Annotated in this window: 5 protein-coding genes; 4 read left to right on the plus strand and 1 reads right to left on the minus strand. The window is 68.3% G+C overall.

From position 1 onward, the window contains the following. Positions 1 to 39: 39 nt before the first annotated feature. Positions 40 to 735, plus strand: coding sequence for a hypothetical protein (locus ACH5AC_RS37225; protein ID WP_398866789.1), 696 nt, complete (start codon positions 40 to 42; stop codon positions 733 to 735). A 164-nt stretch (positions 736 to 899) separates the two neighbouring features. Next, entirely contained in the window at positions 900 to 1,658 is a 759-nt protein-coding gene (locus tag ACH5AC_RS37230) for a DUF5131 family protein (RefSeq protein ID WP_398866790.1), read from the plus strand. A 33-nt stretch (positions 1,659 to 1,691) separates the two neighbouring features. On the opposite strand, the gene ACH5AC_RS37235 is transcribed toward ACH5AC_RS37230, so the two are convergent. Beyond that, entirely contained in the window at positions 1,692 to 2,801 is a 1,110-nt protein-coding gene (locus tag ACH5AC_RS37235; protein ID WP_398866791.1) for a three-Cys-motif partner protein TcmP, read from the minus strand. A 137-nt stretch (positions 2,802 to 2,938) separates the two neighbouring features. Between ACH5AC_RS37235 and ACH5AC_RS37240 the strand changes: the two genes are divergently transcribed. Next, entirely contained in the window at positions 2,939 to 5,239 is a 2,301-nt protein-coding gene (locus tag ACH5AC_RS37240) for a hypothetical protein (RefSeq protein ID WP_398866793.1), read from the plus strand. 622 nt (positions 5,240 to 5,861) lie between these two features. Further along, complete coding sequence (locus ACH5AC_RS37245) at positions 5,862 to 6,809, plus strand: hypothetical protein (protein WP_398866794.1); 948 nt, start codon at positions 5,862 to 5,864, stop codon at positions 6,807 to 6,809. Positions 6,810 to 6,989: the final 180 nt, after the last annotated feature.

Raw genomic sequence — 6,989 nt, forward strand, 5'->3', positions numbered from 1 at the left:
GCTGCGGACGCCGGCCTAGCGGACGCCGACTCCGACCTCGTGACTCTCTATGAGGTGCTCCAGGAGGAGGCCGAAGAAGCAGAACACCGTCAAGAACCGGACTATGTACCGGACTTCCTCGGGCCCAACTTCAACCGTGACCACTGGCGCAATCTGCAGTTCCGGCTGTCGGTGGCCGCCGAGGGCGTGAGAGCGCACCCGTGGCTGCACGACTGGGCGCGTCCGGCGCTGACGCGTGCCGCAGCTCATGTAGAACGCCGGTGCGAGGAACAGCGGACCCTCATCGACACGGCCACACTCGAGAGGGCCGCCGTTGCTCTGCAGCAGCGCGAGCAGTCCACCGAGCAGGCGGCGCAGCTCTGGCAGGCGTGGCGGCAGAGGGAGGACTGGGGCTTCACCACCAGCCCGGACTACGCCTACTACGACAAGGACGCCCGGCTGCACCCTCCACGAGCCGGCATCGCCGGGCGCAGCACAGCGACCGCAGAGGTCAGCGTGCGGCTTCCTCCCATCGGGCCGGACGGGGACGGGTTTCGGCTGGTGGAGCCGCTGTCGATGTGGGAGATCGCCGCGCTCGCCGCCTACAAGACCACCGCTGACTGGGCCGCAGGCGTCATCACCCTGGTTGCGCCGCCCGTCGTTGTGCAGGAACTCCTGTGTCCCGCCAGGGGCCTCGACGTCACACCTCGTGCAGCGTGCGCGGGCCGGACGCCGCAGCCGCCCGCAGCGTCGTGACAGTCGCCAGGATTAAAACAAAGGTTCTATTGTGGGTGGCGGCTACGGCGCGCGGGGCGAGGTCGGGTGCCGGTGACCCGGGATGAGCCGGGTCGTTGGGAAGGCGGCGGCTGGAATCCTGCCGCCGGGGCGAGGCACGGTTCGAGGGGATGGAGGGCCGGCCGGTGAGTGACCGCAGCGCGATCGAGTGGACCGAGGCGACGTGGAACCCTACAACGGGTTGCGACCGGGTCTCCGCCGGGTGCGATCACTGCTATGCGCTGACGCTGGCGAAGCGGCTGAAGGCGATGGGCTCGCCCAAGTACCAGGCCGACGGTGATCCGCGTACGTCCGGTCCCGGCTTCGGACTGACGCTGCATCCGGACACCTTGCGCGTGCCCTATGGGTGGAAGAGTCCGCGGACGGTGTTCGTGAACTCGATGAGCGACTTGTTCCACGCCCGGGTGCCACTCGACTACGTGCGGCAGGTCTTTGCGGTGATCGCTGAGACGCCGCAGCACACCTACCAAGTCCTCACCAAGCGCGCCCGGCGCCTGCGGCAGATCGCTGGGCGGCTGGAGTGGCCGGCGAATTTGTGGATGGGGGTCTCGGTGGAGAGCGCAAGGGATCTGCCCCGCATCGAGGACCTGCGCCAGGTGCCGGCCGCGGTGCGGTTCTTGTCGTGCGAGCCGCTGCTCGGCCCGCTGACCGGCCTGGACCTGGCGGGTATCGACTGGGTGATCGTGGGCGGAGAATCCGGGCCGGGAGCCCGCCCCATGGACCTGGCCTGGGCACAGGACGTGGTGGCCAGCTCCCGCCAGTCCGGCTGTGCTCCGTTCGTGAAGCAGCTCGGCTCCCGCTGGGGCAAGCACCACAAGGAGATCAGCCGGTTCCCCGCCGCGCTGCGGGTACGTGAATACACCAGGACACGCGTCCCCGTGTGACCAGCCCTGCCCGCGTCATCGCGAGAGGTCGCCTCAGGCGGGCAGGCTGACCTGGCTCTTCGTCGTGAGTTTCCCGCTGGAGAGCAGGGTCACCTGGCCGTTTTGCCGCATCTCCCGTATGGCCTGCAGCGCGTGTTTCGGCATCCAGCGCGAGGTCTCGGTCAGCAGCCACTCGCCGACCGTCTCCACCGTCGCCGGTCCCATCGACAGGCGCTGCGCGACCAGTTCCAGCAGTTCGGTGTCGGCGAGCCCAGCGGCCTGGAACAAGTCGATCTGGCCGTCGGGGATCGCACCGCGCGTGCGCGGGTCGCGGAAGCTCTCACCGTCCCGGTCGTCGACCTTCCACATGGCCTCCTTCATCGCTTTCAGACCGGCCGTGCTGCCGGTTCCGAAGACGAGGTAGAGAGGCTGTCCAGTGCGGGGGACGAGTTCGAACTGCAGCTGGTAGGGAAAGCCCGACCGGCGCAGCGCGTCCCGGTAGGTCGACAGCCACACACGCCACCGCTCGTCAGGACGGCTTTCTGCATCAGCAGGCGTCCAAAAAGCCCGGCCGCCGAAGACGGTATCGAGGACGTCCGGGTTGAGGTTCTCACGTCGACTGAACCAGTTGGGTCCGAAAGTGGTGACGACCTCGCTGGAGGGGTTGCGGGCGATGCGCCGCATCACGTCCAGCGGAACATTGACGCTGCCCCAGCTGTCGAAGATGCCGAGGATGGGCTGGCCCCAGGCACCCAGCCGGGTGAGCAGGGGGAGGCTGTCGGTGCCCGCGTCGCCGCGCTGGACTTCGATGTGGACCGGCAGGTCGCGCAACGGTCCGAAGCGGGCGTGGAGCTCGCCCAGCAGGTGCTGATGCCGGGCATGGTCCTTCTCAATGAAGATCAGGTGCACGCGCCGGGGGCTGAGGTGCATGCGGTCGACCGCGCTGTGGTTCAGCAGGCGTTCGAGGATGAAGATCGGCGAGCCTGGTTCTCCGTCCTGGTAGCGGCCGGGACCGGCGAACGCGTCCAGGAGCGTGACGCGGGGGCGGGAGTAGCCGGTGCGCTGGGACGTCTGCAGCAGAATGGGCCACCAGGCGTCCAAGTAGCGCTGGTACGGGCGGTGCTTGGCGGCCGTCGCCGGTTCCAGCTTCCATAACACACCCATCCCGGCCCCCTCCAGGTCGATGGGCGGGCATGTGCCAGCCGCACCCCTAGACCACTGATGGTGAGAGCAACCCGGTTTGGTGTAAAGAGCACATACGAGCCGCCAAGTACCGGTACGGGCACGGCCGACGCCGAAGTTTGCTGATGATCGGCAGGCCTCTAGGCTTCCTTCCGCAGCAGAGCGCATGCCGGGGTGGGGGGAACGTGGTGGGGACCGCGCGGTTGTCATCGTTGAGTGAGCAGCTGGTCGGCATCGGGTTCGAGCGGCTTGCCCAGGGCGCGCCGACCGTGCTGAGCAGCTCCCCACTGGCCGGCGAGCTGGCCTTCAGTGCACCGGAAGACTGGCAGAGCGTACGCGAGCCGTCGTGGGAGCAACTGGCGCCGCGCGCAGCAGAATTGCTCACCCAGGGGCCGTTGCTCCTGGTGCCGACCTGGGAACGAAGGACGGACTCGGAAAGGCGTCGCGCAGTTGGGCCTCCGGATTACTACGTCGAGGTCATGGCTGCGTGCCGGCCGCCATCACCCGACGCCGTGATGGCGGTGCTGCTGCCGGCAAACCCGTGGGTGTCGGATCAGCCTTGGGCGGCCGAGATGCGCACCAAGATCGCCGAGCACTGGGACATCCTGCTCCTCGCCTACGGGATCGGCATGCTGACGCAGCTTTCGGCGAACGTGGAATCAGCGGTTGTTTTCCTGCGGGCCCGCGCGCAGACCAGGCCCGTCCTGAAGCTCTTCCAGGTGCCGCGCCCCCGCCCCGACGAGACGGCTGTCGTCAAGGACTTCGAGCGGCTGCTTCACCGTCAGGGCGGCAGGGGAGAGTACGGCTATGTGCTGCGGGAGATCCCCGGCCCCCAACAGAGTCTCTACTTCGACCGCTTCGACCCGCACATCCTCCAACGCCGCGAGGACCTCGCTGGCTTCGGAGCCGTCAACGCCCTGGGTGATCTCTTCACGTTCCGCCGCTCCTCCTTCAGCGACGCAGCCCTCAAACGAGGCAAGCTGCTGACGTCCCCGAAGGCTCCCGGCGCAGTGCGCATGATTCGGCCGCGCGACATCGCCAGGGACGGCACGATCGCCCCACCGTCGGAGGAAACTCTGTGGGCGACCATCCCCGCGGATCAGCAACTCGCCGCGGGAGACCTGGTGCTCCGCCGCATGAACGCCCTGAACATGGTGCCTCCGCACGGCTTCTTCACCGCCGAGGTCAGCGAGGAAGACCTGCCCGCCGCGGCATCCGACCAAGTGGTGATCCTGCGGCCCATCAAGCCGCTCTCCCGGCCGCAGGCCCGCCTGATAAGCATGTTCCTGCGTACCCCGCTCGCCCTGACGCTGGCCGGGCCACGACTGGCCATCACCAGCATGGAAGCGCTGTCCGCGCTGCCTGTCCCGCAGCCCGATGAGGCGCTGACCAAGGCCCTCGATGAACTGACGGCTGCCAAGCAGCAGTTCAAACGGTGGGAGCAGGAGGCGGACTCGGTGATCGAATCCGTCTTCCTGGAGAAGACCGCGGCCCGTGCACGCGCCCGCGTCATCGACTCCGGCCGCGCCCTGCGGCTGCGCGTCGAGGCGGCCTCCCTGCTCGACGACCTTGGGCACAGCGTCCGCACCCGCTTCCCCTATCCCATCGCCTACCGCTGGCGCGAGACCGAGGCCCGCATCAGCGCAGGTGACGCCCAGGCCGCCTACGCCGCGATCCTCGACACGGCCGAGGAACTGCTGTGCTACATCGCCCAGCTCGTCCTCGCCCTCACCCACGCCCGACAGATCACCCTGGGCTCCGTGACGGCGATCCGCGACAAGCTCGCCGGCGGGCGCAGCGGACCGGGGTTCGGCGACTGGGCCAATGTGCTCAATGAAGCCGCGACCAGCAAGCAGCTGAACAACCTTCCCCAAGCCCACCCCCTCAACGACATCCGGACCCTGCTGGCACACCAGGACGCCGAGAAGGCCCGCCAAGCCCTGAGCGAACGCCGCAACAACCAGGCCCACCTGCGGCGAGTTGACCCGATCGATCTGCCCCACGCCATCGACGTCGCCTTCGCCGACCTGACCCGCCTGGTCGAGCGGGCCCGCTTCCTGGCCGACCTGCCCCTGCTGGAAATCACCGACGTCCGCTGGGATGCCTTCGCGCGCAGCGCCCGCGTGGAATACCGGGAACTGGCCGGCGACCACCCCGTCGTCCCGACCCGCACCATGACCTCACCCAGCAACGACTTGGAGACCGGCAGCCTCTACCTCCGCGACACCGACGGCGAGCTGCACCTGCTGCGCCCGTTCCTGATCGGCCGGGACTGCCCGACCTGCCGCACCTGGTCGACCTTCCATGCCGACCGCGTCCCCGCGGGCTGTGTGGTCTTGAAAAGCCTCGAACACGGGCACACGCTCGAAGACACCTCTCCCGACACACGCCGCCTGCTGGGGCAGATCGGCTTGGTGTGAAGCGTCGTACGGCCGGGCGCGGCATCGTTTGGCGGTCGACAGCGACTACGTCCAACGCCGACTTTGTCAAGCACAGCGAACTGTTGATCATTGATCACGTTCTTGCTTGAGGGACAGTCCAACAGGCGTCGCTGCGTCCGGTCTGCCCTTCAGTCCGTCTGCCCGATATGCCGCCGGGCTGATGGCCTTACCATGCGCTCCCGCACGACACCCTGGACGATCATGATCTGGTCGCCGACCAGGCGATATGGCAGGGCCACATGCGGCTTTGCGTCATCCTCCCGGCTGGTCATCGCGGGTGCGGATGCGGCCGCGTGCGCCGCAGAACTCACAGGTGCGCTCCGCCTCCACCTCGGTGGGACCGCTCAGGCTCCTCAGGGCATAGGTGCGACGTGACGAGAACCACCTCAGCTCCTCGACTACCCGGCAAGGACGGCCAGTTCGGCGTCCTCCCGCCAACGTGACCGCGGCTTCGCCGCGGGCGTGTGGCCCTGTTCCACATGGGGTACGTCCTCCGTGTCGGCCAGAACATAGGTCCCGCCGCCACTGCTGCGACACTTGACGCAGAGTCCTCCCGGACGTCCCCCTCCGATCCGCCCTTGCCCTGGGGAGTTGGTGCAGCATGCCGCGAGAGCTCGACCCGTGGCAGCTCCTCGCGTCCAATCCCCAGGAGTACTCGGCCTTCCGTATCTGGGCCACGGCGCTTGAAGCGGCCGGCACGCCAGTTGCCCTCCTCGGCAGTCCTGATCACCAGGAGGAGCACTACCAGCAGCTCTACGGGCTGGCACGCGGCGTGCTCACTGTGGATGCGCACGTCTCGATCTCCGGTGAAGCCTGGTTCGTCGATCACACCACGCTCCGTGCTCCCGGAGGCCCCCGGGTGACGGCAGCCATCCGCACGGCCGAGGAGGCACTGCGGCGAGAACTCGCGGCGTCCACGCTGATCAGTCCTACCGGCGGCCTGCGCATCACCGTCACGCCACAGACCGAGAGCAGTCCGAAGGAGCGCCGACGTTACTTCCAACGACTGGCCGCCCTCGGCCGGCAGGCCGCCGAAACCGGGCGGCCCGTCTACGACCCCCAAGCCCCCGACTACGATCCCCGCTTCCCGTTCCCGGTCGCCGAACCGTGGCCGCCCACCAACCCGGCCGAGCCCCTGACGATCACCGTGTCCATCCCCACGCACCCCATGTCCTGGCGGCTGCAGAACACGCCGTGGGGGTGGGGCCACAACACCGACAACATCCGGGAGATCCTCGCCGCCCCCATCACCGAGAAACTGGCCCAGCACAAGCGCAAGAACAACGAACCCGGCCAGCTCCGCCGTGCGTACCAACTGGGACTGCCCACCGGGCTGTTGATCGACGCACGGATGGGCTGGCGGCCCCCAGGCCTTGAGCTGCCCCGGCACGCTGCAGGCAAGACACCCCCGCCCATGACCGACATCCCCGTGCCGCTGGCCCGGGATCTCCTGTCCGAGCTGACCGCCGAGCACCCCGACGCCCTCACCCGCGCGTGGCTTCTCTCCTCGGACGAGCAGGTCCACGAGATCTACAACCACTCCTCATAGCCGCCCGGTCTCGGCGCCGGGAAGCCGTGAAGTACCAGCGAACGGAGCCCTCGCAGCGTGCGCGACGACCCCTGGCAGTTGGGATCGGCTAGTGCTGTGACCGGAAAGGTTCGCCCGGGTTAGGTGCGGACGAGCAGTTTGAATGGGCTGGGCAGTCTGTGTGCCGGGAGTGGGAAGATC

This window comes from Streptomyces sp. NPDC018693, from assembly GCF_044391385.1.
Lineage (GTDB): Bacteria > Actinomycetota > Actinomycetes > Streptomycetales > Streptomycetaceae > Streptomyces.